The sequence below is a fragment of the Seohaeicola saemankumensis genome, from assembly GCF_042678485.1.
Lineage (GTDB): Bacteria > Pseudomonadota > Alphaproteobacteria > Rhodobacterales > Rhodobacteraceae > Seohaeicola > Seohaeicola saemankumensis.
Genome location: NZ_JBHTKR010000003.1, coordinates 274,377 through 298,235 on the forward strand (window position 1 = coordinate 274,377; position 23,859 = coordinate 298,235).

A 23,859-nucleotide genomic window follows, 5' to 3' on the forward strand; every position below is an offset into this window, starting at 1 on the left:
GCAGGTGAAAACGCGCCTTTTATCCACTTGCCGCCTGCCGATGAAACACGGGGGTTTCACCCCAGAAACGTCCCGCCTGCCAAGATGCGAACCGGACAGCCCAAGGACCCCACGACCGACATGACAGGCTATTTCCAATACGGCGCAGATTTTCTGAAACGCAGGTTTCTGCGCCCCAGCGCCTTGACCGTCGCGATCGCCACCTTGGTCATGTCCGGGCTCTGGATCGCTGCGGAAAAGCGCAACAGGATGTTTTATGCCCAGCAGTTGCGGGTTGATGTGATCGATGATCTCACGCTGCTGCGCGCGCGGCTGGAAGGCGAGGTCACGGGCAACGTGCAGCTGATCCGTGGCCTGATCGCCACGCTGATCACGGAACCCGACATGAACCAGGCGCGTTTCGCCCAGATCGCCGAGGGGCTGATCGGCGAGAATTCCGCGATACGCAATGTTGCCGCGGCACCCGACATGACCATCCGGATGGTTCACCCCTTGGCCGGCAACGAGGCGGCGCTTGGCCTGAATTACCTGGAAAACGCGGCGCAGCGCGGGGCTGCGGTCAAGGCGCGCGATACGGGCGAACTGGTTCTTGCCGGACCCGTCGCACTGGTCCAGGGGGGCACGGGATTCATCGGGCGGTTTCCCGTCTTCGTTCCGCAACCCGGTGGAGAACGGTTCTGGGGTCTTGTCTCGACCGTTTTCAGCGACACCATGCTCTACGAATCCGCCGGATTGCTGCAACCTGATCTGAACATGCGGCTTGCCCTGTCCGGGCGCGATGGCGCGGGATCCGACAGCGATGTGTTTTTCGGTGACCCCGCGGTGCTGTCAGCCGATCCCGTCACGCTGGACGTGCTGCTGCCCAGCGGCAAGTGGCGGCTGTCGGCGGTTCCCCTTGAAGGCTGGAGCACAAGCCCGCCGACAACGCCGATCCTGCGGGCCGTCATGCTGGGTGCCTGGCTCCTTCTGCTTTTGCCAAGCATCATGATGGGGCGGCTGATCGAGGAACGCCAAGCCAACATCCGGGATCTGGAAGCGTCGAACGACGCGCTGAGCAACCGGATGTCAGAGCTTGAAAAGGCGCGCCAGGAACAGAACCGCACCGAAACCAAGCTACGCCACAGCCTGCAGGCCGAGGAGCAGATCAATGCCCGCTTCGCGGAGGTGACGGAAATCAGCGGCTCCTGGGTCTGGGAGCAGGATGCCGATCTGCGTTTCACCTATGTTTCGCCAGGTTACACAAAACTGACGGGGTATGACGCATCGCTCTTGCTGGGGCGCACCCGCGATCAGCAGCGCGCCTTGCTGCCAAAGGCGTTCAGCCAGGCGGATTGGGGCGGGCTGGCACGGAAAATGGCCGCGCGCGAGCCTTTCAGCGAGTTCAATTTCGGGTTCCGGGCAAAGGACGGGCGGGAGCTTTGGCTGATGATCAGCGGGACGCCCACCTTCGACAGCAACGGCCGTTTCACAGGCTATCGCGGCGCGGGCGCGGATGTGACCAGCATTCATGCCGCAACCCTGGCCGCGCAGGAAGCCAACCGTACCAAATCCATGTTCCTGGCCAACATGAGCCACGAGATCCGCACCCCGATGAACGGCATTCTGGGCATGGCGGAAATGCTGGAGCGCACGCTGACCGAGGACAATCAGAAACGGATGATCGGGGTGATCCGCAGCAGCGGTGCGACGCTTCTTGCGATCCTGAACGACATCCTCGATCTGTCGAAGATCGAGGCTGGCAAGCTGACGCTGGAACATATCCCCTTTCGACTGGACGAGATCGCCAACCGTATCGAAACGCTGCACCGGCCAAAGGCGCAGGAAAAGGGGCTGCGTCTGGATGTCTTCACCGACAGCAGGGCACGGCGTCGCCGGCTGGGCGACCCGCATCGCGTCGCCCAGGTTCTGCACAACCTGGTCAGTAACGCGATCAAGTTCACCGATGACGGCAAGGTCAGCCTCTGGCTGAGCGTGCTGGCAAGCGGAGAGATCCGGATCGAGGTGATCGATACCGGGATCGGCATGTCCGAGGCGCAACAGATGCGTATCTTTGACGAATTCGTGCAGGCTGACGGGTCGATGACCCGTCGGTTCGGGGGAACCGGCCTTGGCATGTCGATCGTGCGCCGCCTGGTCGAGATGATGGGCGGCCAGCTTGAACTGGTATCGGAACCCGGAAAGGGCACGACCTTTACCGTGACGCTGCCCCTGCCGGACGCGGAACAGGCCGCCACGCAGACCCCGGTTGCCGATGCGGACAGGCATCTGCCGCAGCCCCCGGTCGATCTGACCGGGATGCGTATCCTTGCCGCCGACGACAATGACGTGAACCTCGAGGTCCTGGCTGCAATGCTGGCGGAAACGGGCGCCCAGATCGTCATGGCGCGCGATGGCAAGCAAGCGATTGACGCTTTCGCGGCGCAGCCTTTCGACCTGTTGCTTCTGGATATCTCGATGCCGGTCTTTGATGGCCCCTCGGCGCTTGGGCGGATGCACAGCATTGCCACCCAGGACGGGCGCACCATGCCGCCGGCGATCGCCTTCACGGCCAACCTGATGCCGCACCAGATCGCAGAGCACCTGCAGGCCGGTTTCGTTGATGTCGTGGCAAAACCCCTCAAGCAGCGCGCGCTGCTGGATCAGGTGCAGCGCGTCATCAGCCCGGCGCAGGGCTAGGGCGATGCGGCGGATCGGCTGGCGCTGATTGACACGCCGGGCCGATCCGGGATCACATCCGGTCGCCCCGGCCTACCAGCGCAACAGCCGTGCGCCTGCCAAAGCCCCAAGTGCCGTGACCGTCAGGATCGCCACACCATACCAGGTGACGTAGAAAAGCGGATTGTCCATCATGCAATAGAACGAATAGCCCGCCGTCGCCCCGGCCGAGACGCCCAGGCCAAGCATGGCGCCGGTCCGGGCGGGCGCGGTGGGTGCGCCTTGTCGCACCAGGGCGAAAGCCACAGCCAGCGCAGGCGCAGAGATCAGCAGGATGAAGCCGAGGCATTCAACAACCTTGATCAGCGCCAGATCGGCAAACCATAGCGACGCAGGGCTGGCAAGCATGGCCGTCAGACACAGCGGCAAGACCCCCAGCAGCGCCAGCCCGGCCAGGCCGCGCAGACCGATACCGGCAGCAGCGCCAGGGCGCAGCCACCGCATCACCTGGCTTAAAGCCAGCACGCACAACAGTGCCGGCAGCAGGGTCTTGGCCGCAACCAGCGGCTTGACCAGATGCCCGAGAAGATCCGCCCGCAAACCGGCGAACGCCAAAAACAGCACCGCGAAAAGCGTAACCCCCGCAACAATGGCCAGTGCGATCCGCCCCGTTTTCAGGGGGGGTGCTGCCGGTTCCAGCGCCAGTTGCGCGATCATGTCTTGGGTGTTCATCGGGTATCCTTTCGGGCGATGGCGCCCAGTCTCTTGATTGCGCGGTGCAAGGCCACGCGCACGGCGCCCTCTGACATGGACAGGGCCTGTCCGACCTCGGCGGTGGTTTCACCTTCAAGGCTGACCGCGCGCACGATTCTGGCAGAGCGTGCATCAAGCTGTCCGATCAGGGCGGCGCTGTCGCGGGCGGCCATGGCTGCGGCCACGTCATCGGCATGAGGTGCCGCCTCGATCTGGTCGATAATCGGCTCCAGCGGCTCATGTCCGCGGTGGCGGCGTCGGCGCTGCGCGTCGATCACCTTGTAGCGGGCGATAGCATAGAGCCAGGGCAGCAGCGGGGCGCTGTCATCCCAGGTGTGACGCTTGGCGTGAACCGCAAGCAGGATTTCCTGAACGATGTCCTCCTGCGAGTCCGCGCCCAGCGTGGGAATGCGCGCCCTGACGATGCCGCGCAGCGTCGGCGTCACGGCCCCGAGGAACGCGGCATAGGCCCGCTGATCGCCGGCCCGGGCCGCACGCAGCAAATCCGCCAGCTCTGTCTCGCGCCCTGACATGTCGGGGATCATCCTTTTTTGGTGCGATTGTGCCGCATGCGCCGTGCCGTTGTCGCCTGACATCTTGGTGATGCGCGCGGCAAGGGCGCGGGGCCCATGCATGACGCCTGCCGCGATCCCTGCGTGCAGGTTCAGGGTTGTGGTGGCACTTGCCATGGCCTGCGCTCCTTTCCCGTGATGCGCCCTTGGGGTGCAGTCCAGTTCGGGGCAGGCATGGGATCGTTACAACCCATAGATCACATCACGCTGATGTGACGTGGCCGTCGTCCGGCGGTGTGGCCTGCCGTGCGTCAGGCGGCGATGCGCGGCGTGAAAATGGCGCGCGCGGTGTCGCAGCTGTAGCCCTGCGCCATGTCGGCCGCGCGCCCAGCAAGATCGACGATGCTGTTCAGGATGAAATCCACCTTGTCGTCCGTCATCAGCAGGCTCAGGTTCAGCCGGGTAAATCCGGGCTTTGCCACCTCGTGCCCTGCCAGGATCGCCTCGCGCAGGTTGGCGGATGCCGTGGGATCTATCCCGAGCAGTTCATGCACATATGGGCCCGCGCAGGCACAGCCGCCACGCGCCTGAATCCCGTAGCGATCGCTGAGAAGGCGGGTCACAAGCTGCTGATGCACATATCCGCCCTGCCCGTCCGACAGCCGGAAAGACAGGATCGGCAAACGGTTCGGCAAGGCCGGTCCCAGCAGATCAATCCGGGGATGATGCCGCAGACGCGCCTCGGCCCGCGCGATCAGATCCTGATTGCGGATGGTGATCGCGTCGGTTCCCATGGCGTCCTTGACCAGAAAGGCCAGTGCGGCGCGGATATCGCCGATCACATCGGGGGTGCCCGCCTCTTCGCGCGCCTCAAGCGTAAGGCTGTAGTCGTGGCTGTCCGGGGCAACGAAGCGCACCGTGCCGCCGCCCGGCCATGTCGGTGTCGTGGTCCGCAACGCGTCGCGCCGCAGGATCATCACGCCAGAGGCCGCGGGCCCGCCGGTGAACTTGTGCGGCGAGGTCACGATGGCGTCGATGGGCGCATCGGCGGCCGGGGTCATGTGGATGGGCAGATAAGGCCCGCCACCCGCATAGTCCCAGACCATCAGCGCACCTGCCGCCTTGACCTGCCGGGTCAGCCCTTGGACATCGGCCAGGATTCCGGTGATGTTCGATGCGGCCGAAAAGGCGCAGATCACGCGACCGGGGGCGGTGTGCAATGCCGCGTCCAGCGCGACGGGATCGGGGCCGCCTTCCGGTGCGGCGGGAAGGGTCACGATTTCGGCCCCGCTTTCGCGCCAGGGCAGGATATTCGAATGATGCTCATAGGGGCCAAGGATGACGCGCACGGGTGTAGTGGCGTCATCTGCCCCCAGCAGCGCCACAAGGCGGTTGATCCCCGCCGTCGCACCCGCGCCGCAGAAGATCACGGCGTGATCCGGCCCCGCGCCGCAAAGCCGCGCGATGGCGGCGCGGGCCTCGGCCCGCAGGCGTGTCATGCGGCCGCCGCAGAACGACGCCTCTGTGTGGCTGTTCGCATAGAAGGGCAGAACCTGTTCCATCACGAAGCGTTCCACCTGCATCAGCGCCCGGCCCGAGGCGGTATAGTCGGCATAGACCAGCGGTTTCGGGCCGAAGGGCCCGTCGATCATCACCCCTTCACCGATCAGCCCGGCCCGCAGATCGGCCAGCCTGTCGGCGGTCATCAGGGATGCCCGGAAATCATCAAGTGGCGCCGTGGTCGTTGCTGTCATGTCGCGCATGGTCCCTCCTGTTCGCTGAAGGGGACAATAGCGCAGCAAAACGCAGGATTTTTCCCAAATTCATGGCTGACTTTCTGAATTATTGTGTCATATGATCGAATTTATGGACCAAATTGATGATCTTGATCTGAAAATCCTGACCCAGCTGCAAAAGGACGCCACGCTATCGCAGCGCGAACTGGCGGATCGCGTGGGGCTGTCGCAGAATGCCTGCTGGCGGCGGATGCAGCGGCTTCAGGCGTCAGGGTTGATCAGCAATGCCCGCGTGACGGTGGACCTGTCGCGGCTGGGCATGGACCTGACGGTATTCGTGATGATCCGCACCAGCCACCATTCCAAGGACTGGGCAGAGGTTTTTGCCCGCCACGTCAAAAGCCTGCCCGAAGTTGTGGATTTCTACCGCATCGGCGGCGATTGGGATTACATGCTGAAGGTCGTGTGCCGGGGGATGCGCGGCTATGACCAGTTCTATCAGCGCCTGATCACCGGGTTCGATTTTACCACGGTCACGGGCCTCTTCTCGATGGAAGGGTTGCTTGAGAACCGGCCGCGCGACCTGTTCCACTAGGTCTGCGGATCCAGCGGGCGCTGCAGCAGCGCGCAGACCGCGCCCAGCATCAGCAGGCCGGCTGCCGCGACAAGGCTGACCCCGATATTGCCGGTCAGGTCCCCCACAAGGCCCGCGCCATAGGGGCCGGCGGTCTGGGCCACGGCAAAGACCACGGTGAAAAGGCTGATCGCGCGGCCCCAGGCCTCGGGGGGCAGGTTCTTGCGGGCGAAATTCGTCACGGCCCCAGGCGCCATGAAGACCGATAGGCCGAAGATCACCGCCGAAATCAGCAGCACCGGCCCCTTGGGCAACAGCACCGGCAAGGCCGATCCGATGGCGATGCCGGTCAGGATCATCGCAAGTGGCAGGCCCGAGGCATGGCGCGCCAGCACGGGCCGCCAGACAAGGGGCGACAGGCAGATACTGGTGCCAAGAACCACCCAGACCAGCGCCATGAAGGGCGCGCTGGCGGCCTGTTCGGTCATCCATGCCGACAGGAAGGTCAGGTAGACGATATAGCCCAGTCCGAACCCCGCATAACCTGCCAGTTGCGGCAGCATCCGGCGGATCGGCAGCGGCGCGGGCTTGCCCGTGGATTGCACCGGCGCGCGCAGCTGGAAGGCGGCCCAGAGGCCGAGAGGGACAAAGGACAGGCTGATCGCCCCGATCACGATCCAGCCAAGGGGCCATGACGCCGGCCCCCAGGCGTCCAGCATCAGGGGCAGCGCCGCGCCCGCCAGCACGATGCCAAGACCCCCGCCAGATCCGAACAGGATGGCAATGGCCAGGGCATTGCGGCGCGGATCGCCCTGAAACAGGCCCGCCGCCAGCGCGCCGGCCGTCGAAAAGGACATCGCGCCCACCACGCCGGCCACGATGCGCCACATCGTCTGCCACCACAGCGCCGCATGCAGGCCGGTCGCCAGCAGGGCAAGGGTGGTGGCCACCAGCCCGATCGCGAAAAGCCGTGTCGGCGGAATGTGACGGATCAGGATCATCGTCAGAACCGCCCCAAGGATATAGCCCAGCGCATTGGCCGTATTCAGCCAGCCTGCCTGGGCATAGCTCCAGGCCATTTCCGATTTCATCGCCGGCAGGATCAGCCCATAGGCGAATCGGGCAAAGCCATTGGTCACCGTGACGCCCAGGGCCAGACCGGTCAGCACCAGCCATGGCCGAGTCGGCGCCGCGCTCATGCGGCCATCCCCGATGGATATGTGACATGCATCAACATGACAGGCCCTTGCCGCTGGGATGATCCCCTTTCGGGATGTCCTTCGCGGCACGCTGTCAATGAAACAAGGGCGGCGCAACCCCTCTTGCGTGATTGCGGCAGGTCATCCGGGTGCCGGTCACAGGGGTTTTGTCACAAAACTTTTACATAACTTTCATATCAGGGTTAGGAACGGGGCATAGCTGCGGTGCCAGATCGCCACGGGTGGTGGTCGTGAAAAACCGCAAACAGGAGACATCTCATGTCATTTGCAAAACTCGCCGCATCGGCAGTCGTTCTGGCGGCAGCAACTGCCACGACGGCCTCGGCCCGCGACAACGTGCAGATCACCGGTTCGTCGACCGTGCTGCCCTATTCGACCATCGTTGCCGAAGCCTTTGGCGAGAATTTCGATTTCCCGACCCCGGTCGTGGAAGGTGGTGGTTCGGGCGCAGGCCGCGCCAAGATGTGCGAAGGCGTGGGCACCAATACCGTGGATATCGCCAACTCGTCCTCGCGGATCTCTCAGAGAGACCTCGATACCTGCGCGGCCAATGGCGTGACCGAGGTGATGGAAGTCCGTTTCGGCTATGACGGCATCGTCTTTGCCTCGGATGTGAACGGCCCGGAATTCGCCTTTACCCCGGCCGATCTTTTCAATGCGCTGGGCGCCCAGGTGGCCAAGGATGGCGCCATTGTCGCCAACCCCCACAGCATGTGGTCGGATTTCAACAGCGCCATGCCCGCGCAGGAGATCCTGGTCCTGTCGCCCGGCACCAAGCACGGCACGCGCGAGGTCTTTGACGAGCGTGTGATCTATGAAGGCTGCAAGGCCACCGGCGCCTATGACCTGTTCCTGGCCGTTGCCGAGGGCGCGGATGACAAGGCCAAGGCCCGCGCCGCCAAGGGTGAATGCACAAAGCTGCGTACCGATGGCCGCAACGTGGACATCGACGGCGACTACACCGAAACGCTGGCACGTCTGGAAGCTGACAAGAAGGCGATCGGCGTCTTCGGCCTGTCGTTCTACCAGAACAACACCGACAAGCTGCGCGTCGGCACGATGAACGGTGTCGTTCCCTCGACCGAATCGATCGCGGCGGGTGACTATCCGGTGTCGCGTCCGCTGTATTTCTACGTGAAGCTGGCGCATCTGGACGTGATCCCCGGCCTGCAGGAATATATCGAGTTCTTCGTGTCCGACGACATGGCAGGCCCCGATGGCCCGCTGGCGGAATACGGCCTTGTATCGGACCCCGAACTGGCCGCGACCCAGGACATGGTGGCCAATCGCACGCCGATGGGTCCGCTGAACTGATCTGACTGAAACATCGCCCTCCGGCTTGATGGCCGGAGGGCGGCGACGTTCCGAAAAATACTGTCGGGAAACACCATGTCCGTCTTCTTGCTGATCATCGTTCTTGGTGTTCTCGCCATTGCCGGTTTTGTTCTGGGGCGCCGCCGCGCCCTTTCGTCCGTTGACGGCAATACCCGCCGTCTGCATTCGCTGCCCGGCTATTACGCCTGGCACGGGGCCATCATGGCCTTTCTGCCCGCGATGGCCGTCCTGACCCTGTGGCTGATCGCACAACCGCTGGTGATCGAGCGGCAGCTGGCCGATTACTTTCCCGCCGAACAATTCGAGAATGACAGCCAGCGCATCCTGCTGATGGCCGATGTGCGCCGCGTCGCCGAAGGGCTGGACGTGGCCGTGGCCGCAGGCGCGCTGACCCCGCAAGAGGCCGAGACGATCACCGTGGCCGACGGATCGGTACGCGAACGCCTGGGCGCGGTTGGGGTGGCGCTGGGGTCAGAGGTAACACCCGAGGTGCTGGACGCCGCGCAAAGCTATCGCGCGCTAGCGTCTACCGGGGCGCTGGGACGTGCCATCGTCACACTGATCGCGGCGCTGGCCGGTCTGGCCTATGCGTTGCGGATCACGCACGGCGATTTCCGGGCGCGCAACCGCGTAGAGGCGGTGATCCTGGGCGTGCTGATCCTGGCCTCGACCATCGCGATCCTGACCACCGTGGGCATCGTGATGTCGATGCTGTCGGAAACGATCCGCTTTTCCTCGATGTATCCGTTCAAGGATTTCCTGTTCGGGCTGACCTGGCAACCCAGTTTCCAGGGCAACAGCGAACTTGGCCTTCTGCCGCTGCTGTGGGGCACGCTTTACATCAGCCTGGTCGCGATGATCGTGGCCGTGCCCACGGGCCTGTTCACCGCGATCTACCTTGCCGAATATGCCAGCCCGCGTGTGCGATCCGTCATCAAGCCGCTGATCGAGGTGATCGCGGGTATTCCCACGGTCGTCTTCGGCCTGTTCGCGCTGGTCACCGTCGGGCCTTTCCTGCGCGACTGGTTCGCCGTGCCCACCGGGCTGGGATCATCAGGATCGTCGGTCATGACGGCGGGCCTTGTGATCGGGGTTCTGAACATCCCTTTCATTTCATCGCTTGCCGATGACATCATCAACGCGGTGCCGCAATCGTTGCGTGACGGATCCTATGGGCTGGGTGCCACCAAATCGGAAACCGTGCGGCAGGTGATCCTGCCCGCCGCCCTGCCGGGTATCGTGGGCGCCATCCTGCTGGCTGCCAGCCGGGCCATCGGCGAGACGATGATCGTGACGATGGGCGCAGGCGCCGCCGCCAAGCTGGACATGAACCCGTTCGAGGCGATGACAACGATCACCGTCAAGATCGTCAGCCAGCTGACGGGCGATACGGAATTCAACTCGCCCGAGACGCTTGTCGCCTTCGCGCTTGGCATGACGCTGTTCGTCATCACGCTGGGCCTGAACATCTTCGCCCTCTGGGTGGTACGCAAATACCGGGAGCAATACGAATGACCGACGCCACTTCTGCCCAATCCCCGGCACCGGCCCCGGTTCGCACGTCCTTGCTGACGCAGAACGCGTTGATGAAAAAGCGCAACGCGGCAGAGGCGCGTTTCAAGGCCTATGGCGTGGCCGCGATCTGCGTCAGCCTGTCGGTGCTTGCGATCATGCTGTGGACGATCTTTTCGGACGGGGTGTCGGCCTTCAAGCAGGCGACACTCAGCTTTCCGGTCACCCTGGACGCCGATGCGCTGGACCCCAAGGGCAACCGCGACCGGGCCGAGATGATGCGCGTGACCACGATTGGTTACACCAAGCTGCTGAACGCGCAGCTTCTGGCCCATCTGGAGGCGCGCGGCATTTCCACCGAAGGGGTCACCGACAAGGATGTTGCCGCCTTCATCTCGCGCGATACCCCGGCGCGGGTGCGTGACATGGTGCTGGAGCAGCCCGCATTGCTGGGTCAGACGATCGAGGTCAGCGGTTTTGCCACGGGCCGGATTGACGGCTATCTCAAGGGCCGCGTCACCCGCGACACGGCAGAGCGGGATACCAATATCTCGGTGGCCCAGCTTGATCTGGCCGACCGGATGCAGGCCGAGGGGATCCTGACCGCCAAGTTCAACTGGAGCTTCCTGACGGCGCCCGATGCCTCGGACCAGCGGCCTGAGGCGGCGGGTCTTGGCGTGGCGCTGATCGGTTCGGCCTACATGATGGCGCTGGTGGTGATCATGGTGCTGCCGCTGGGTGTCGCCGCGTCGATCTACCTTGAGGAATTCGCCCCCAAGAACCGCTGGACCGACATCATCGAGGTGAACATCTCGAACCTGGCCGCGGTGCCGTCCATCGTCTACGGGATTCTTGGCCTGGCGATCTTCATCAACTTCGCCAAGTTTCCACAATCCTCGCCGCTGGTCGGTGCGCTGGTGCTGACGCTGATGACCCTGCCCACGATCATCATCGCCACCCGCGCCGCGATCCGGGCCGTGCCGCCTTCGATCCGCGATGCGGCGCTGGGTGTGGGCGCGTCGAAGATGCAGACGGTGTTCCATCATGTGCTGCCGCTGGCCGCCCCCGGCATCCTGACCGGCACGATCCTGGGCCTGGCCTCGGCCCTGGGCGAGACTGCGCCGCTGCTGCTGATCGGGATGGTCGCCTTTGTGGCGAACTACCCCGCAAGCCCGCTGGATGGCGGTGTGCTGGACCCCGCCACCGCCCTGCCCGTGCAGGTCTATTCCTGGGCCTCGCGGTCCGACCCCGCCTTTATCGAACGGTCTGCCGGTGCGATCATCGTTCTGCTGGCCTTCCTGGTGACGATGAACATCATCGCGATCATCCTGCGCCGGCGGTTCGAGCGTCGCTGGTAACCTGCGGACAAGGATGCAAGACATGTATGACGCGCCCAATCTGGAGACGAGAGTGACCCAAACCAACACGAAAATCACCGCACGCGGCGTGCAGGTCTTTTACGGCGAGAAGCAGGCGTTGCAGGATGTGAACGTCGATATCCTGGACAATACAGTCACTGCCTTCATCGGGCCGTCGGGCTGCGGCAAGTCCACCTTCCTGCGCTGCCTGAACCGGATGAACGACACGATCGCAAGCGCGCGGGTCGAGGGCGAGATCCTGCTGGACGGAGAGAACATCTATGACAAGCGCGTCGATCCCGTGCAGCTGCGCGCCAAGGTCGGCATGGTTTTCCAGAAACCCAACCCCTTTCCCAAGTCGATCTATGACAACGTGGCTTACGGCCCCAAGATCCACGGGCTGACCCGGTCCAAGGCTGAACTTGACCAGATCGTCGAGGAAAGCCTGCGAAAGGCGGCGCTGTGGAAAGAGGTCAAGGACCGCCTGACCGAGGCTGGAACCGGTTTGTCGGGTGGCCAGCAGCAGCGCCTGTGCATCGCGCGGGCCATCGCCACCGCACCCGAAGTGCTGCTGATGGACGAGCCCTGCTCGGCGCTGGACCCGATTGCCACGGCCCAGGTCGAGGAACTGATCGACGAGCTGCGGGCCAGCTTTTCGGTGGTGATCGTGACCCATTCCATGCAGCAGGCCGCCCGCGTCAGCCAGAAGACGGCGTTTTTCCACCTGGGCAATCTGGTCGAGTATGGCGACACCAGCCATATTTTCACCAATCCCAGCGATCCGCGTACCGAAAGCTACATTACCGGCCGTATCGGCTGACCCCGCGACCGCGGCCTGACCAGGCCGCAGGACGCCTTATTGAACAGGAAGACCGAACCTCATGTCTGACAGCACGCAACATATCGCCTCGGCCTTTGACCGCGACCTTGAAGGCATTCAGGGCCAGATCATGAAGATGGGCGGCCTGGTCGAGGCCGCGATCCTGGACGCCGCGCAATCGCTGGCCGATCGTGACGAGGAAATGGCCGAGAAGGTTCGCGCCGGCGACAAGGCCATCGACGAGCTGGAAGAGCTGATCAACGAAACCGCCGCACGGGTCATCGCCTTGCGGGCGCCCACCGCGATCGACCTGCGCGTGGTGCTGTCGGTGATGAAAATCAGCGCCAACCTGGAGCGGATCGGCGACTACGCCAAGAACATGGCCAAGCGGACATCGGTCCTGGTGCAGATGAGCCCGATCAACGGCAGCCACGCCGCCCTGCGCCGCATGGCGCGCGAGGTGCAGATGATGCTGAAAGACGCGCTGGACGCCTATATCCAGCGTGATGCGGAACTGGCGCTGGACGTGATCCAGCGCGACCGCGACGTGGACCAGATGTACAACGCCCTGTTCCGTGAATTCCTGACGTTCATGATGGAAGACCCGCGCAACATCACCGCCTGCATGCATCTGCATTTCATCGCCAAGAACACCGAGCGGATGGGCGATCATGTGACCTCGATCGCCGAGCAGGTCGTCTATCTGGTGACAGGCCAGATGCCGGACGATCAGCGACCCAAGGGCGACAACGTGTCATTCGACATGCCGGACGCGAAGGATTGAGGATATGGCTGGCGATCAACCCACCGTTCTGATCGTCGAGGACGAGCCAGCCCAGCGCGAGGTGCTTGCCTATAATCTGGAGGCCGAGGGGTTTCGCGTCAGTCGCGCCGAGAATGGCGAGGAAGCCTTGCTGCTGGTGGCCGAGGAAATGCCCGATCTGATCGTGCTGGACTGGATGCTGCCCAATGTCTCGGGGATCGAGGTCTGCCGGCAACTGAAGATGCGAGCCGATACGCGCAAGGTGCCGGTGATCATGCTGTCCGCCCGCTCGGAAGAGGTGGACAAGGTGCGCGGACTGGAAACCGGGGCCGATGACTATGTGATCAAGCCCTATTCGGTAGTCGAGCTGATGGCGCGGGTGCGCGCGCAGCTGCGCCGGACGCGCCCCGCCAGCGTGGGTGGCCGGCTGGAATACGAAGATATCGTCCTGGATAGCGAAACCCACCGTGTCAGCCGCGCCGGCAAGCCGCTGAAACTGGGCCCGACCGAGTTTCGCCTGCTGTCGACCTTCATGGAAAAGCCGGGCCGGGTCTGGAGCCGCGATCAGCTGCTGGACCGTGTCTGGGGTCGCGATATCTATATCGATACCCGCACGGTCGATGTGCACATCGGCCGGCTGCGCAAGGCGCTGACCCTGCATGGCGGCAGTGATCCACTACGCACCGTACGCGGTGCAGGCTACGCGCTGGGGTGAACCCGGGCCACGGCCCGACGCTCGATGCGCGCAAGGCCGGGCTGCCGCAAGCGCCCCCGTGCCTTGACGCCTCATTGCGCGGCCCAGACATAGGCGGCATAGGCCAGCAACATCGCCACGCCCACCATGCGCCCTATCACGGGGCGCGTCACCAGCAGCAGGGTCAGCACCAGGGACACCGCGATCAGGATCGGCAGATCAAAGGCCAGGAAGCGCGGCGCAACGGGCACAGGCGTGATCACGGCCGTCAGCCCCAGGATACCCAGAATGTTGAAGATGTTCGATCCGACGATATTGCCGATCGCGATTTCCGACTGCCGGCGCAATGCCGCGATCAATGAGGTCGCGAGTTCCGGCAGGGATGTTCCTATGGCCACGATCGTCAGGCCGATGAAGGCCTCGGAAATGCCATAGCCGCGCGCGATGGACACCGACCCGTCCACAAGAAAGCGGGCCCCAAGCATCAGCGCGATCAAGCCGCCGACAACCCAAAGGCCGGAGATCGCGACGGATGCCGGGGCGGGTTGGTCGATCTCGTCGGGTGCTGCCGCACCGGGCTGGCGATAGGCCCAGATCAGATAGCCCGCAAGCCCCGCAACCAGGATGATGCCGGCCAGGCGCCCCAAATGCCCCATGGCGAACAAGGGCACCATTGCCAGGGCTGCGGCCATCATGACGGCCGTATCGCGCCGCAGGGTGTCGCCCATGACCTTGATCGGCCAGATCACGGCGGACAGGCCGACGATCAGCAGGATATTGGCGATGTTCGAACCGATGACATTGCCCAGCGCGATATCCGGGACACCGCGCCACGCCGCATCGACCGAGACAAGAAGTTCCGGTGTCGAGGTTCCGAACCCCACAACCGTCAGACCGATCAACAAGGGCGAGATGGACATGCGGCGGGCAATGCCGACACTGCCACGCACAAGGGCCTCACCGCCCAGAAAAAGACCCAGCAATCCAAGGAAAATGAAAAGGTAATCCACGCGAAGCGCCCCCTCGGGCAGAACACCTGCCCGGACGCCACAGGTGTTTATCGCCACACGGTCCTGCAAGGCGGGCGAAAAAATATTTCCGTCGATCCCCGAAAGGAAAAGCCGCCGATGGGACCGGCTTTCACGACGCTGGGTTGCGGCGCTGGTTCACGGCGCTGGTTTGCGGCGCGGCACGGCCCCTGGCAGACAAGGTTTGCGATCAGGACAGAGGATGCAGATAGACGTTGTTCAGATAATGTTCGTTCTCGATGGTGAAGTCGCTCTTTCCGACCTCGACGAAGCCGCGCTCGAGATAGAAGGCGATGGCGGGCGCATTCTCTGCGTTGGTCGTCAACCAGACAGAGGCTGCGGACCTGCTGCGGCAATGCGCGAGGGCGGCATTCAACAAGCCCGTGCCGATGCCTTTGCCATGGTGACGGGGCTGCACGTAAAAGGTGGCGATCTCGAAACCGGAACAGCCTTCCACCGGGGCGGTGCTGCCTTCGGACACACGGATGAACCCGTCGATGCCGTCGTCGTTCTGGGAAACAAGGATGAATTCCGCCGGATCCGCGATCAGCATCCCGGCCTTGGCCGCGGTGAACCTGCGCAGGGCATAGTCCGCGAAAAAGGCGCTGACGCCCTTTTTCAGATAGGTGCCGATCCAGACCTCGAGCGAGATGGCCGCGATGCTGGACGCATCCTCGGGCTTGGCCGCTCTGAGGATCATGGGATGTTTTCCATCCGAATAGCCTCGCACACCGCGTCCGCGACGTGCCGCGTCGTGGCCGTGCCGCCGACATCCGGGGTCATCACGCCGTCCGCGCAGACCTTTTCGACAGCGCGCATCAGCCGGGCCGCAGCCGCGGGTTCGCCCAAGTGCTCCAGCATCTGGGCCGCGGTCCAGAAGGTCGCGACCGGGTTGGCGATCCCTTTGCCTGTAATATCGAAGGCCGATCCGTGGATCGGCTCGAACATCGAAGGGTAACGGCGTTCGGGATCGATATTCGCCGTCGGCGCCACGCCAAGGCTGCCGGCCAGGGCCCCCGCAAGATCCGACAGGATATCGGCATGCAGGTTGGTGGCGACAATCGTATCAAGGCTGCGCGGGTTCTTGACCATGCGGACCGTCATCGCATCGACCAGCATCTTGTCCCAGGTCACATCGGGGTAGTCCTTGGCGACTTCGGCGGCGATTTCATCCCACATCACCATTCCGAAACGCTGGGCGTTGGATTTCGTCACGACGGTCAGCAGCTTGCGCGGCCGCGATTGCGCCAGCTTGAAGGCATAGCGCATGATGCGGGTCACGCCGACGCGGGTGAAGATCGACACTTCGGTGCCGACTTCCTCGGGAAGGCCCTTGTGCGCCCGCCCGCCTATCCCGGAATATTCCCCTTCGGAGTTCTCGCGCACGATGACCCAATCCAGATCCCCCGGCCCGACATCCGCCAGGGGCGAGCGGATACCCGGCAGGATCCGGGTGGGGCGCACATTGGCATATTGGTCGAAGCCCTGACAGATCGGCAGGCGCAGACCCCAAAGGGTTATGTGGTCCGGCACATCGGGCGCACCGACCGCGCCGAAAAAGATCGCGTCAAAGGCTTTCAGTTGCTCTGTCCCGTCCTCGGGCATCATGGCGCCGGTCTTTCTGTAGTAATCCGAGCCCCAGTCGAAAGTGGTGACATCCAGCCGGAAGCCGCCATCGCGACGCTCCAGCGCCTCAAGCGCCTGAAGGCCGGCGGCGATCACCTCGGGGCCGATACCATCGGCCGGTATGGCCGCGATCCTGTAAGTCCTCATGACGACATCTTTCCTTTTGGGCCAGAACCAGACCGCGTGAAACCCGGCAAGCCAAGGCGACCGCGCAACATCACCCCTGCCCCCGCATGGCACCGTATCGGTGCCGCTTGCGCGATATGGCAGCACAGTTCAGACCGCGTCAATCAAGAGAGGGGGCGCGTCAAGGCGATCACCAGGCAAATGCCCCTCCTCCCAGTCTTGCCGCATGGGGCCTTGCATGGTTAAGCTGACGCGGATGTTCAAAAGTCTGCTTCCCCTGACCGCGCTTTTCGTCGGATCCGCCTTCCTGCTGTTTGCCGGGGGCCTCAATGGTCTGATCCTGCCCTTGCGCGGACAGTTCGAGGGGTTCTCGGCCGCGTCGCTGGGGCTTCTGGGGACCGGATGGGCCATAGGCTATGTCGCGGGGTGCCTGCGGACCCCGGCGCTGGTGTCCAAGGTCGGACATATCCGGGCCTTCGGGGTGATGTGCGCCATGGCTGCCATCACGGTGCTTTTGTCCCTGATCTTCCTGACACCCTATGTCTGGATACCGCTGCGCGCCCTGTCGGGGTTCTGCTTTGCCGGTGCCGCGATGATCGTGGAAAGCTGGCTGAACGAGCGCACGGAAAGCGCATCGCGGGGGCGCGTGTTCGGCATCTACACGATGGTCAATCTTGCAGCGACGACCTGCGGTCAGATGGTCCTGACCATGGGGGACGCGCGCGGCTTTCTGTTCTTTGTCGTGGCGGCCGTGTTCTATTGCATGGCGCTTTTGCCGACGGCGCTGTCGGCCACGTCGACCCCGACGGCGCTTGTCAGCGTGTCGCTGGACCTGCGCGCGCTTTGGCGGAATTCGCCGATCGCGGTGTTTGCCGTACTGATGGTCGGGATTTCGAATTCGACCTTCGGCACGCTGGCCGCGGTCTATGGTGCGCGGGTTGGCCTGACCACCAGCGAGATCGCACTTTTTGCCAGCATACCCATCCTGGCCGGGGCAGCCGCGCAGGTGCCGATCGGCATGCTGTCAGACCGGAAAGACCGCAGGCTTGTGCTGATCGGAACGGGGATCGTCGCCTTGATGGCCGATCTGGTCTTCATCTTCGGCGGCATGACGCAGCCCGTCTTGCTGATCGCCAATGTGGCAGTCTTTGGCGCGGCTGTCTTTGCGATGTATCCCGTGATTGTCGCCCATGCAAATGACCACGCGCAGCCGGGATCCTTCATCCAGATCAGCGGCGGCCTTTTGCTGATCTACGGGATCGGGTCCATCCTCGGACCAACCACGGCAGGCTTTGCCATGACATCCTTCGGGCCGCAAAGCCTGTTCATGACGACGGCCTTTGCCCATGTCCTGCTGCTGGTTTTTGCGGTCGTCAGGCTGCGCGCCCGGGCGAGCCTGCCAAGCGCCGCGAAAGGCGCCTTTCAGGTGTCGCCGATCGCGCGGGCCAGCACACCTGAAACCGCGGCTCTTGCGGCGGGTGCGCCACTGGACGAAGGCAGACGGGACTGATCGGCAATGCTTCAGCTGGTGAAGCGGACGCCAATCAGGCGCAATGCCCATCCCGCAAGATCCTGCAGCGCAGCGCCCGTGGCCTGATCGAAGCTTTCCACGACCGCAAGCGTGTCTGTCGAAGCCGCCTGCGCCGTTGTCTGGACTGTCCGGCTGCCGATGACAGAAGCGTCGGATTCGCGCACAAGACGCGCGGTCAGACGCACCCTTGTGGTCACCGCCTGGCCTTCAGCGGCGAGTTCGGCCTGGAAATCGGTCAGCTCGGAGACAAGCACGTAATCCCCCGTGCCGCCCAGGGGTCTGCGGCCCACATAGCGCAGGGCATTGGTATCCTCGAAGCTGCGCAGCATCAGGTTTTGCAACATGACGGGGGCCGTATCCGTCCAGCGCGCGCCGGGAAGGTATTGCGCCTGAAACGGACCCGGACGGATCATGATCCGGTCAGTATCCAGCGCGCCGCCCGCTGTGGGTGTTTCGATCACCAGATCGCGGCGGACACTGCCCTGGACGGCGGGCAATGCGACGGGCGCGCGCAGTTCGAACGCGTCCAGGGGCGTTGTCGCATCAGTCAGTGACGACAATGCGGAACAGCCCGCAAGCGTCAGCGCGAATACTGCGGGCAAGGCCGTGCGGATCAAGGTCATCTTCTGAACTCCGGTGTCTGGCGGTTGAGGAAAAAGCGGGCCGGATCACGCTGGATCTGACGCACCAGGCTTTCGAGATTGGCGATCAGATTGCGGGTTTCACGCGCCAATTGCGCGTATTGCGGCAAGCCATTGGATGCGAAATCGCCCACCGGCGTGCCGACATCCGTCACGATCCGCCCCAGGTCCGCAAAGGTGGTGTTGGCGGTTTCAGCCGCGCGCCGCAGATCGGCGGTGATCTCGGGCAGATCTGCTGACACCGTGGCGATCGCACCGTCGAGCCGCTCCATCACCTGGCGCAGATCGGCCGTCATCGCGCCGATATCCTCGTTGATCACGCGGTCCGCACCGGCAAAGGCGCGCTCGGCGGCATCCAATGTGCGCTCTCCGGTCTCGAGTGCCGCGTTGATAGCATCAAGTGTCTGGTTGGCATTCGCAAAAGTATCCGTGACCTGGGCCAGGGCCTGGGCCGCGCCATCGGTCAAACCCTCGACCCGTCCGGCCGCCGCACCGATCTGCTGCCCCAGGTCTTCGATCACGCGACTGGCGGTGCCGGTTGCGCTGCGGATATCCGCGACGATCGTGGGCAGATCCGATTGGGCGACATTGCTGATCATGCCCACGGCGCTGTCCGCATTGGCAATCATGGCCCGCGTTTCAGCCATCAGGGCCGTGCCGTCATTCGTGATCAGATCATCAAAGGATGTCGCCGCAGCGTCGATCCTGTCCAGCGTTTCAAGCAGGCGGGCAATCGTGGTTTCCGTCGCCTGAAGGGTCGCGCGCGCCTCGGTCAGGCGGGCGGTGGCTTGCGTTCCGGTTGCCTTGAAGGTGGCGATCAACTCGCGCGCGTCGGCAACGAGAACTTCGGTCTGTTCGCGCAGCAATTTTGTCGTCGCGGTCAGGTCCTGCACGATCACCGGCAAGTCCCCGGTCATGAACACCTCGGCCGCATCCAGCGCCACGCGTCCGCTGGCCAGGGCCGCATCGCCCACATCAAGCGAGGAGATCAACCGCTGGGACAATGTCGTGAAAGCATCCAGCGTCGTATCCACATTGCCCAGCGTCCCTTCGACCGCACCGATCACCGGATCAAGCCGCCCGGTGAAGCCGGCAATATCCACCGAGGCGCTGGCGATGGTCTGGCTGACCACGGCAAAATCGGCCAGGGCCTGGCTCAACTCGCCGGAAGACTGGGCCAGGTTGTCCAGGATGTCCTGAACCTTCTGCTGGTTGTCCTCGTTCAGGATCTCGCCGATCTTCTGCATCACGGCCAGGGCTTCGGCCACGATCTCGGGCGCGTCTTCGGTGATGCTTTGCAGCACCGAGCGGCCCGCCGGGATCTCGGGGATGGTTTCATCGTCACGCAGCAAGGGCGCCTGCGGATCGCCCGCGCTGATCCCGACAAAAGAAACACCCGTCACACCCATCGATTCAATCGTGGCGATGCTGTCGGCGCGCACCGGCGTATCGCCCGTCACTTCCAGCCGGGCCAGAACCGTGCCGTCGCGGTCAGGCGATAGCCGCACATCCACCACCTGCCCCACGGGCAGCCCCGAAAACCGCACTTCGGAGGCGCGGGACAGCCCCGATACCGAAGTGAAACGCACATCGTAATAAGCGAACTGCCGATCCAGTTCGAACCGGGCGAACCACAACAGGAACGCCAGCAATCCGAAGAACCCCGCCAAAGCGAAGGCCCCGATCAGCACGTAATTGGCACGTGTTTCCATGATGTCAGTCGTTCCTGTCCTTGGCCGCCATTGCGGCACGTGCGCGGGGGCCATGAAAATACTCATGCACCCAGGGGTGATCCACCTTCAGCATCTCCTGCATCGTGCCGGTGACCAGCACGCGCTTTTCGGCCAGAACGGCGATCCGGTCACAGGTTGCATGAAGCGTATCAAGATCATGGGTCACAAGGAACACCGTCAGCCCCAATTGCCGCGACAGCCCCTTGATCAGCGCATCAAAGGCCGAAGCGCCGATGGGATCCAGCCCGGCGGTCGGTTCGTCCAGAAAGACGATCTCGGGGTCCAGGGCCAGGGCCCGCGCCAACCCGGCGCGCTTGCGCATCCCGCCCGACAATTCCGACGGGTACTTGTCACCCGCCGACCAGGCCAGCCCTGACATCGCGATCTTCAGATCGGCCAGCGCGCGGCGCAAATCGGGTGTCAGACCGTCGATGGCGCGCATCGGCACCTCGATGTTCTCGCGCACCGTCAGGGATGAAAACAGCGCGCCGTCCTGGAACATCACGCCGGTGCGCCGGTCGATCATGGCGCGCTCTTCCTCGGTGGCCGCAAGCGCGTCCTGGCCAAACAGGAACACACTGCCCGCACGCGGGCGCAGCAGGCCCACGATGGTACGCAGCAGGACGGATTTGCCCGTGCCTGATCCGCCGACCACCCCCAGCACTTCGCCACGCCAGACGTCCAGATCAAGGTTGTCATGCACGACCTGCGCGCCGAACTGGTTGCGGATACCCCGCAGAGAGATGATCGGCGCGGTGTCCATCAGATCTCCATCTGCGCGAAGAATATGGAAAACAGCGCATCGGCGACGATCACCGCGAAGATCGCGGTCACAACCGCGTTGGAGGTCATCCGCCCCAGCGATTCCGCGTTGTTGCCGACTTTCATGCCCGCATGGCACCCGACGACCCCGATGATCACGGCAAAGACGGGCGCCTTGACCATGCCCACGATCACATGGCTGATCCCTGTCCCTTCAATCAGGCGGGTGCGGAACATCGCCGGGGAAATTCCCAGTTCGATCCAGGACATGATGGCGCCACCCAGAAGCCCCATCACATTGGCGATCAGGCCAAGGATCGGCAGCATGAGCAGAAGCGCCAGGATACGCGGCACGAAAAGGGCCATCGCCGGGTCGATGCCAAGCGTCCGCATGGCGTCGATTTCCTCGCGCATTTTCATCGAGCCGATGGCCGCGGTAAAGGCGGATGCGGTACGACCGGCCACGATGATCGAGGTCAGCAGAATACCCAGTTCGCGCAGGATCGAGATGGCGATCAGGTCCACCACAAAGACCTCGGCGCCGAACTGGCGCAGTTGCGCCGATCCCTGAAAGGCCAGCACCACCCCGATCAGGAAGGCCATCAGCGACACGATGGGAACGGCGCGCAGCCCCACCTCCTGACAGTGATGCACCAGCGCGGTCAGGCGAAATTCGCGCGGATGCAGGGCGGCACGGCCCAGACGCGACAGGAAGATGCCAAGATAGCCTGTCAATTCCATCAGGAAGGTCGCGCCGCCGGCCACCGCACGTCCAACCGTTGCAAGCCTATCAGACAGTGCAGGCGGCGTGACCTTCGTCTCGGGGATCACGGGCAATGCGGCGGCAACCGTTTTCAGCAGATCCATCTGTTGCGTGCTGGCGCCGTCGATTTCCACCCTATGCCCTGCATCGGCCATCCGCTTTTGCAGCGTGACAATCGCCCAGGCCCCGGCCGTGTCCAGGCGCGTGACCGCGGACATATCCAGCCTTGCAGGCCGCGCGGGCAGCGCCCGCAGACGGGCATCAAGCCGGGACAGCGTCTGCACGCTCAGGCTGCCGCCAAGCGTGACCAGGTGGCTGTCACCCGTTTCGCCGACCTCGACCTGCAAGAGATTTGATGCCGCGCTGTGCAAGAAACGTCCCCATTCCCATCCGGCACCCAGGCCGTCATGTCCATTGATGTCCGGGGGTGACGGTCCTGCCCGGCCGGATCACCGGCAGCAAACCCCGAGACATGCGAAAAACGCTTGCCTTGCTGCGTCCGGAAGGGGTCGATCCGACGTGCGGGGCAATTTTCAGCTACCGTACCATCATGCCAGTCTAGCGGGATATCTTCGCCCCCGCCAGCCTTGCAGACCCAAGGGCCCGCGCAAGTGTCCTGACCCGTTGAGACCGCTTCCAAACCGTGCAAGAGTTCGGACAGACCCGATGAGCAAGGATTGCCCGGATGCGCGCCACCAAGACAATTCACGTCATTTCCGCCCATGCCGAGGGCGAGGTTGGTGACGTGATCGTGGGCGGTGTGCTACCGCCGCCGGGTGACACGATCTGGGATCAAAGCCGGTGGATCGCCCAGGATCAGACCCTGCGCAACTTCATGCTGAACGAACCGCGCGGCGGGGTCTTCCGGCATGTCAATCTTCTGGTGCCGCCCAAACACCCCGAGGCCCACGCGGCCTGGATCATCATGGAGCCGGAAGATACCCCGCCGATGTCGGGATCGAATGCCATCTGCGTGGCGACCGTGCTGCTGGATGGCGGCCTGGTTCCGATGCAGGAGCCGGTAACACATCTTGTTCTGGAAGCGCCCGGCGGGATCGTGCGGATTCGCGCTGATTGTCGCAACGGCAAGGCGGAACGGATCAATGTGCAGAACCTGCCCTCTTTCGCGTCCAGGCTGGATGCGCCGCTCGAGGTCGAGGGGCTGGGCCGTCTGACGGTCGATACGGCCTATGGCGGCGACAGTTTCGTGATCGTGGATGCTGCCGCGCTGGGGTTTGCGCTGCGCCAGGACGAGGCCCACGACATTGCCAGACTTGGGGTCAGGATCACGAATGCCGCGAATGAGCAGCTTGGCTTCGTGCATCCGGACAACCCGGACTGGCGGCATATTTCCTTTTGTCTTTTCGCGGGGCCCCTGACCAGCGGCGCAACCGGGCTTGAGGCCGGGGCCGCGGTGACGATCCAGCCGGGCAAGGTCGATCGTTCGCCGACAGGCACGGCCTTGTCGGCCCGCATGGCGGTGCTGCATGCACGGGGCCGGATGAAGACGGGCGACACCTTGACGGCGCGGTCCGTGATCGGATCGACCTTCGAGGGCACGATCATTGGCCATACCACCGTAGGCGGGCAGGCCGCGATCATCCCCGAGATTTCGGGACGCGGCTGGGTGACGGGGACTCACCAGCATATGCTGGACCCGTCCGACCCCTGGCCCGAGGGATATCGCCTGTCAGACACCTGGGGCGCGCGTTGACCG

The 23,859-nt window shown here is 63.9% G+C and carries 21 protein-coding genes; 10 read left to right on the forward strand and 11 right to left on the reverse strand.

Annotation, left to right across the window (positions count from 1 at the left end):
• The first annotated feature begins 84 nt into the window (after window positions 1-84).
• Complete coding sequence (locus ACFQ3C_RS08200) at window positions 85-2,676, forward strand: ATP-binding protein (RefSeq protein WP_380790401.1); 2,592 nt, start codon at window positions 85-87, stop codon at window positions 2,674-2,676.
• A 72-nt stretch (window positions 2,677-2,748) separates the two neighbouring features.
• Here ACFQ3C_RS08200 and ACFQ3C_RS08205 read toward each other — a convergent pair whose 3' ends face one another.
• The 3 genes from ACFQ3C_RS08205 to ACFQ3C_RS08215 all read right to left on the reverse strand — a co-directional run bounded on the left by ACFQ3C_RS08205 (window position 2,749) and on the right by ACFQ3C_RS08215 (window position 5,674).
• On the reverse strand, window positions 2,749-3,387 hold the full coding sequence (locus ACFQ3C_RS08205) for an NrsF family protein (RefSeq protein WP_380790404.1): 639 nt from the start codon (window positions 3,385-3,387) through the stop codon (window positions 2,749-2,751).
• Window positions 3,384-4,097, reverse strand: coding sequence for a sigma-70 family RNA polymerase sigma factor (locus ACFQ3C_RS08210; RefSeq protein WP_380790407.1), 714 nt, complete (start codon window positions 4,095-4,097; stop codon window positions 3,384-3,386). The genes ACFQ3C_RS08205 and ACFQ3C_RS08210 overlap by 4 nt, the downstream gene beginning before the upstream one ends.
• A 134-nt stretch (window positions 4,098-4,231) precedes the next feature.
• Window positions 4,232-5,674 carry an aminotransferase class V-fold PLP-dependent enzyme gene (locus ACFQ3C_RS08215; protein WP_380791130.1) on the reverse strand — a complete coding sequence of 481 codons (1,443 nt, stop codon included), beginning with the start codon at window positions 5,672-5,674 and terminating at the stop codon, window positions 4,232-4,234.
• 112 nt (window positions 5,675-5,786) lie between these two features.
• On the opposite strand from ACFQ3C_RS08215, the gene ACFQ3C_RS08220 reads away from it, so the two are divergent.
• Entirely contained in the window at window positions 5,787-6,251 is a 465-nt protein-coding gene (locus ACFQ3C_RS08220) for an Lrp/AsnC family transcriptional regulator (protein WP_380790409.1), read from the forward strand.
• On the opposite strand, the gene ACFQ3C_RS08225 is transcribed toward ACFQ3C_RS08220, so the two are convergent.
• Window positions 6,248-7,429, reverse strand: coding sequence for a YbfB/YjiJ family MFS transporter (locus ACFQ3C_RS08225; protein WP_380790411.1), 1,182 nt, complete (start codon window positions 7,427-7,429; stop codon window positions 6,248-6,250). The two genes, ACFQ3C_RS08220 and ACFQ3C_RS08225, sit on opposite strands and share 4 nt — an antisense overlap.
• Window positions 7,430-7,708: 279 nt before the next feature.
• Here ACFQ3C_RS08225 and ACFQ3C_RS08230 point away from each other — a divergent pair, with 279 nt between their 5' ends.
• The 6 genes from ACFQ3C_RS08230 (at window position 7,709) to phoB (ending at window position 13,953) form a co-directional block, all read left to right on the forward strand.
• Window positions 7,709-8,764, forward strand: a complete 1,056-nt coding sequence (locus ACFQ3C_RS08230) for a PstS family phosphate ABC transporter substrate-binding protein (protein WP_380790413.1) — start codon at window positions 7,709-7,711, stop codon at window positions 8,762-8,764.
• Between the two features lie 75 nt (window positions 8,765-8,839).
• Entirely contained in the window at window positions 8,840-10,300 is a 1,461-nt protein-coding gene (gene pstC / locus ACFQ3C_RS08235; protein ID WP_380790415.1) for a phosphate ABC transporter permease subunit PstC, read from the forward strand.
• Entirely contained in the window at window positions 10,297-11,655 is a 1,359-nt protein-coding gene (gene pstA, locus ACFQ3C_RS08240; RefSeq protein WP_380790417.1) for a phosphate ABC transporter permease PstA, read from the forward strand. The genes pstC and pstA overlap by 4 nt, the downstream gene beginning before the upstream one ends.
• A 22-nt stretch (window positions 11,656-11,677) precedes the next feature.
• On the forward strand, window positions 11,678-12,475 hold the full coding sequence (gene pstB / locus ACFQ3C_RS08245) for a phosphate ABC transporter ATP-binding protein PstB (protein WP_380790419.1): 798 nt from the start codon (window positions 11,678-11,680) through the stop codon (window positions 12,473-12,475).
• A gap of 61 nt (window positions 12,476-12,536) precedes the next feature.
• Window positions 12,537-13,259: a phosphate signaling complex protein PhoU gene (phoU, locus tag ACFQ3C_RS08250; RefSeq protein WP_380790422.1), complete on the forward strand. Its 723-nt coding sequence runs from the start codon at window positions 12,537-12,539 to the stop codon at window positions 13,257-13,259.
• A gap of 4 nt (window positions 13,260-13,263) precedes the next feature.
• Entirely contained in the window at window positions 13,264-13,953 is a 690-nt protein-coding gene (gene phoB / locus ACFQ3C_RS08255) for a phosphate regulon transcriptional regulator PhoB (RefSeq protein ID WP_380790424.1), read from the forward strand.
• Window positions 13,954-14,024: 71 nt separating this feature from the next.
• On the opposite strand, the gene ACFQ3C_RS08260 is transcribed toward phoB, so the two are convergent.
• The 3 genes from ACFQ3C_RS08260 to ACFQ3C_RS08270 form a co-directional block, all read right to left on the reverse strand.
• On the reverse strand, window positions 14,025-14,942 hold the full coding sequence (locus tag ACFQ3C_RS08260; RefSeq protein ID WP_380790426.1) for a calcium/sodium antiporter: 918 nt from the start codon (window positions 14,940-14,942) through the stop codon (window positions 14,025-14,027).
• 208 nt (window positions 14,943-15,150) lie between these two features.
• Window positions 15,151-15,660: a GNAT family N-acetyltransferase gene (locus ACFQ3C_RS08265; RefSeq protein ID WP_380790428.1), complete on the reverse strand. Its 510-nt coding sequence runs from the start codon at window positions 15,658-15,660 to the stop codon at window positions 15,151-15,153.
• A complete protein-coding gene (locus ACFQ3C_RS08270; RefSeq protein ID WP_380790430.1) occupies window positions 15,657-16,733 on the reverse strand; it encodes a tartrate dehydrogenase in 1,077 nt (358 codons plus the stop codon). Before ACFQ3C_RS08270 ends, ACFQ3C_RS08265 begins: the two co-directional genes overlap by 4 nt.
• A gap of 217 nt (window positions 16,734-16,950) precedes the next feature.
• On the opposite strand from ACFQ3C_RS08270, the gene ACFQ3C_RS08275 reads away from it, so the two are divergent.
• Entirely contained in the window at window positions 16,951-18,222 is a 1,272-nt protein-coding gene (locus tag ACFQ3C_RS08275; RefSeq protein WP_380790432.1) for an MFS transporter, read from the forward strand.
• Window positions 18,223-18,233: 11 nt separating this feature from the next.
• On the opposite strand, the gene ACFQ3C_RS08280 is transcribed toward ACFQ3C_RS08275, so the two are convergent.
• Genes ACFQ3C_RS08280 through ACFQ3C_RS08295 form a run of 4 tightly spaced genes read right to left on the reverse strand, consistent with a single transcriptional unit; the run spans window position 18,234 to window position 22,513 of the window.
• Window positions 18,234-18,866 carry an ABC-type transport auxiliary lipoprotein family protein gene (locus ACFQ3C_RS08280; protein ID WP_380790434.1) on the reverse strand — a complete coding sequence of 211 codons (633 nt, stop codon included), beginning with the start codon at window positions 18,864-18,866 and terminating at the stop codon, window positions 18,234-18,236.
• Window positions 18,863-20,596 (reverse strand): MlaD family protein, encoded by a 1,734-nt coding sequence (locus ACFQ3C_RS08285; RefSeq protein WP_380790436.1) that lies wholly within the window; start codon window positions 20,594-20,596, stop codon window positions 18,863-18,865. Before ACFQ3C_RS08285 ends, ACFQ3C_RS08280 begins: the two co-directional genes overlap by 4 nt.
• Before the next feature lie 4 nt (window positions 20,597-20,600).
• On the reverse strand, window positions 20,601-21,380 hold the full coding sequence (locus ACFQ3C_RS08290; RefSeq protein WP_380790438.1) for an ABC transporter ATP-binding protein: 780 nt from the start codon (window positions 21,378-21,380) through the stop codon (window positions 20,601-20,603).
• Window positions 21,380-22,513 (reverse strand): MlaE family lipid ABC transporter permease subunit, encoded by a 1,134-nt coding sequence (locus tag ACFQ3C_RS08295; RefSeq protein ID WP_380790441.1) that lies wholly within the window; start codon window positions 22,511-22,513, stop codon window positions 21,380-21,382. The genes ACFQ3C_RS08290 and ACFQ3C_RS08295 overlap by 1 nt, the downstream gene beginning before the upstream one ends.
• A gap of 314 nt (window positions 22,514-22,827) precedes the next feature.
• Between ACFQ3C_RS08295 and ACFQ3C_RS08300 the strand changes: the two genes are divergently transcribed.
• A complete protein-coding gene (locus ACFQ3C_RS08300; RefSeq protein ID WP_380790443.1) occupies window positions 22,828-23,856 on the forward strand; it encodes a trans-3-hydroxy-L-proline dehydratase in 1,029 nt (342 codons plus the stop codon).
• Window positions 23,857-23,859 lie beyond the last annotated feature (3 nt).

Bases quoted from the DNA above. Each gene is read 5' to 3' on its own strand.
- ACFQ3C_RS08265 (WP_380790428.1), bottom strand. From the start codon at position 15,660: ATGATCCTCAGAGCGGCCAAGCCCGAGGATGCGTCCAGCATCGCGGCC.
- ACFQ3C_RS08300 (WP_380790443.1), top strand. From the start codon at position 22,828: ATGCGCGCCACCAAGACAATTCACGTCATTTCCGCCCATGCCGAGGGC.
- ACFQ3C_RS08215 (WP_380791130.1), bottom strand. From the start codon at position 5,674: ATGACAGCAACGACCACGGCGCCACTTGATGATTTCCGGGCATCCCTG.
- ACFQ3C_RS08210 (WP_380790407.1), bottom strand. From the start codon at position 4,097: ATGGCAAGTGCCACCACAACCCTGAACCTGCACGCAGGGATCGCGGCA.
- phoU (WP_380790422.1), top strand. From the start codon at position 12,537: ATGTCTGACAGCACGCAACATATCGCCTCGGCCTTTGACCGCGACCTT.
- pstC (WP_380790415.1), top strand. From the start codon at position 8,840: ATGTCCGTCTTCTTGCTGATCATCGTTCTTGGTGTTCTCGCCATTGCC.
- pstB (WP_380790419.1), top strand. From the start codon at position 11,678: ATGTATGACGCGCCCAATCTGGAGACGAGAGTGACCCAAACCAACACG.
- ACFQ3C_RS08205 (WP_380790404.1), bottom strand. From the start codon at position 3,387: ATGAACACCCAAGACATGATCGCGCAACTGGCGCTGGAACCGGCAGCA.
- ACFQ3C_RS08290 (WP_380790438.1), bottom strand. From the start codon at position 21,380: ATGGACACCGCGCCGATCATCTCTCTGCGGGGTATCCGCAACCAGTTC.
- ACFQ3C_RS08200 (WP_380790401.1), top strand. From the start codon at position 85: ATGCGAACCGGACAGCCCAAGGACCCCACGACCGACATGACAGGCTAT.
- ACFQ3C_RS08280 (WP_380790434.1), bottom strand. From the start codon at position 18,866: ATGACCTTGATCCGCACGGCCTTGCCCGCAGTATTCGCGCTGACGCTT.
- ACFQ3C_RS08225 (WP_380790411.1), bottom strand. From the start codon at position 7,429: ATGAGCGCGGCGCCGACTCGGCCATGGCTGGTGCTGACCGGTCTGGCC.
- pstA (WP_380790417.1), top strand. From the start codon at position 10,297: ATGACCGACGCCACTTCTGCCCAATCCCCGGCACCGGCCCCGGTTCGC.
- ACFQ3C_RS08285 (WP_380790436.1), bottom strand. From the start codon at position 20,596: ATGGAAACACGTGCCAATTACGTGCTGATCGGGGCCTTCGCTTTGGCG.
- ACFQ3C_RS08230 (WP_380790413.1), top strand. From the start codon at position 7,709: ATGTCATTTGCAAAACTCGCCGCATCGGCAGTCGTTCTGGCGGCAGCA.
- phoB (WP_380790424.1), top strand. From the start codon at position 13,264: ATGGCTGGCGATCAACCCACCGTTCTGATCGTCGAGGACGAGCCAGCC.
- ACFQ3C_RS08270 (WP_380790430.1), bottom strand. From the start codon at position 16,733: ATGAGGACTTACAGGATCGCGGCCATACCGGCCGATGGTATCGGCCCC.
- ACFQ3C_RS08275 (WP_380790432.1), top strand. From the start codon at position 16,951: ATGGTTAAGCTGACGCGGATGTTCAAAAGTCTGCTTCCCCTGACCGCG.
- ACFQ3C_RS08220 (WP_380790409.1), top strand. From the start codon at position 5,787: ATGGACCAAATTGATGATCTTGATCTGAAAATCCTGACCCAGCTGCAA.